This window comes from Halegenticoccus soli (assembly GCF_002844195.1).
GTDB classification, from domain to species: domain Archaea; phylum Halobacteriota; class Halobacteria; order Halobacteriales; family Haloferacaceae; genus Halegenticoccus; species Halegenticoccus soli.
The window spans coordinates 1-2,545 of the sequence record NZ_KZ537954.1; the positions used below are offsets into that span (position 1 = coordinate 1).

General features: G+C 59.1%; 1 rRNA gene. It reads right to left on the minus strand.

Annotated features, from left to right (window positions below):
• Positions 1-2,545, minus strand: a 23S ribosomal RNA gene (locus CNO20_RS00005); the annotation flags it as partial.

Here is a 2,545-nt window from a genome sequence, read left to right on the forward strand (position 1 = left end):
GCACCCCCAATAGATAGCAGCCGACCTGTCTCACGACGGTCTAAACCCAGCTCACGACCTCCTTTAATAGGCGAACAACCTCACCCTTGCCTGCTTCTGCACAGGCAGGATGGAGGGAACCGACATCGAGGTAGCAAGCCACCGGGTCGATATGTGCTCTTGCCGGTGACGACTCTGTTATCCCTAAGGTAGCTTTTCTGTCATCGACGGGCCCCATTAAGGAGCCTCGTCGGTTCGCTAGACCACGCTTTCGCGTCAGCGATCCTCGTTGGGGAGATCACTGTCAGGCTTCCGTGTGCTCTTGCGCTCTTCCTCGGGTTTCTGACCCGAGTGAGGAAACCTTGGGGCGCGCTCGATATCTTTTCGAGCGCGTACCGCCCCAGTCAAACTGCCCGGCTACCGGTGTCCTCCTCCCGGAGTGAGGGTCACAGTCACTGACGGGTAGTATTTCACGGGTGCCTCGGTGGCCCGCTGGCGCGGGTACCTGTGTAACGGCTCCTACCTATCCTGCACATCAGCGACCATGTCCCAGCGACAGCCTGCAGTAAAGCTCTATAGGGTCTTCGCTTCCCCTTGGGGGTCTCCAGACTCCGCACTGGAACGTACAGTTCACCGGGTCCAACGTTGGGACAGCGACGCTCTCGTTGATCCATTCATGCAAGCCGCTACTGAAGCGGCAAGGTACTACGCTACCTTAAGAGGGTCATAGTTACCCCCGCCGTTGACGGGTCCTTCGTCCTCTTGTACGAGGTGTTCAGATACCCGCACTGGGCAGGATTCAGTGACCGTACTCGTCCTTGCGGATTTGCGGTCACCTGTGTTGTTACTAGACAGTCGGAGCGTCCGAGTCACTGCGACCTGCTCCGTCGCGGAGCAGGCATCCCTTCTTGCGAACGTACGGGACTAAATTGCCGAATTCCCTAACGTCGGTTCTCCCGACAGGCCTTGGCTTTCTCCGCCTGAGCACCTGTGTCGGATCTCGGTACGGTCACCGTGCTTGCCTTTTCACGGGCCCCAGGTACCGTCGAGTTTCCCTATCCCGGATTTCGGCCGCTTCGTGCCGTGACGGCTTCCACGGCGTTCTCCGGTTCGACCGGGCGAAGGCCCGGCTCAGCTGACCCCGAGGCGTCGGCTTTGAGTGCACGATAGCACAGGAATATTAACCTGTTTCCCTTTTGACCCGCTCGAATTGCGGCGGGCCTTAGGACCGGCTAACCCTCGGCTGATTGGCAGTGCCGAGGAACCCTTGCTCGTAAGGCCGTCGGGGTTCTCACCCGACTCTCGCTGCTACTGTGACCAGGATTTTCGTTACCGCTCGGTCCACACGAACTCTCGCCCGTGCTTCCACCCGAACGGAATGCCGACCTACTGGATCACCCTGTGAGGGGCGCCGCCAGGTCTCGGAAGTGGATTTGAGCCCCGATCATTTTCGCCGCCTCGAACCTCGGCCGGTAAGCTGTTACGCTTTTCTTAGAGGGTAGCTGCTTCTAAGCTCACCTCCCGGCTGTCTAGGGCTCGAGACCAGCTTCAATCGCACTTAATCCACATTTTGGGTCCTTAACCCGGCTCTGGGTTGTCTCCCTTACGGTCCACAGGCTTACCCCGCAGACCGGACTCCCCGCGTCGACAGCGTTCGTAGGTTCGGAGTTTGACAGGGTGGCTGACTCCTCTCGGAGTCAGGTCACCCAATCGGTCGCTCTACCCCACGAACTACCTCGGCGGAGGTCATGCTTCGACATGTTTCGGTCGGAACCAGCTGTTGCCGAGTTCGATGGGCCTTTCACCCCTACACGAAGGTCACGAGAGGGTATTGTAGGACACCAACTCTAGCAGGCCTCCACGTGGCTTTCGCCACGCTTCACCTTGCCCTCGTGTAGATCACTCGGTTTCGGGTCGTGCCCGCTTGGCTCCCCGCGCTTGAACACGGCGACCCTCGCGGATGCTGCGGTCGTGTCGGTTTCCCTGCGCCTTCCCCGATGCTCGGGTTAGACTCGCCAAACAGGCACACTCCCTGGTTCGTTTTTCAAAACGCACGACGGAACGTCGGCTCCTCTCGGTTCCTACTGCGGACTCGCGTCCGGTTCGTTTTCCGAGAGGCCTTTTACGCCCCGTCGCTCTATCGCCACCTGATTTCAAGCCCTATTGCACCGCCCTTCTCGGGGTGCTTTTCAGCGTTCGCTCACGCTACTTGTTCGCTATCGGTCTCGAGGAGTGTTTAGTCTTCGCTGTGAATGCCAGCGAAATTCACGAGGGATATCCGACCCCCGCTACTCTGGAGCTGACGCACGCCGTACTGGCCTTCGTTACGGGGTTTTCACCCTGTCTCACGCTCCGTTCCAGGAGACTTCACGAAGACGGTCCGGCGATGAGAGCCAGTCCGTACACCACATTGCCTTGCGGCTTCGGTTTGGACTGCGTCGCGTTCACTCGCCGTTACTGACGACATCGCGGTTGCTTTCTTTTCCTGCCGGTACTGAGATGTTTCAATTCCCGGCGTTCCCCATTGCGCGAAGCAATTGCTGTGGGGATTCCCATTCGGAGATCC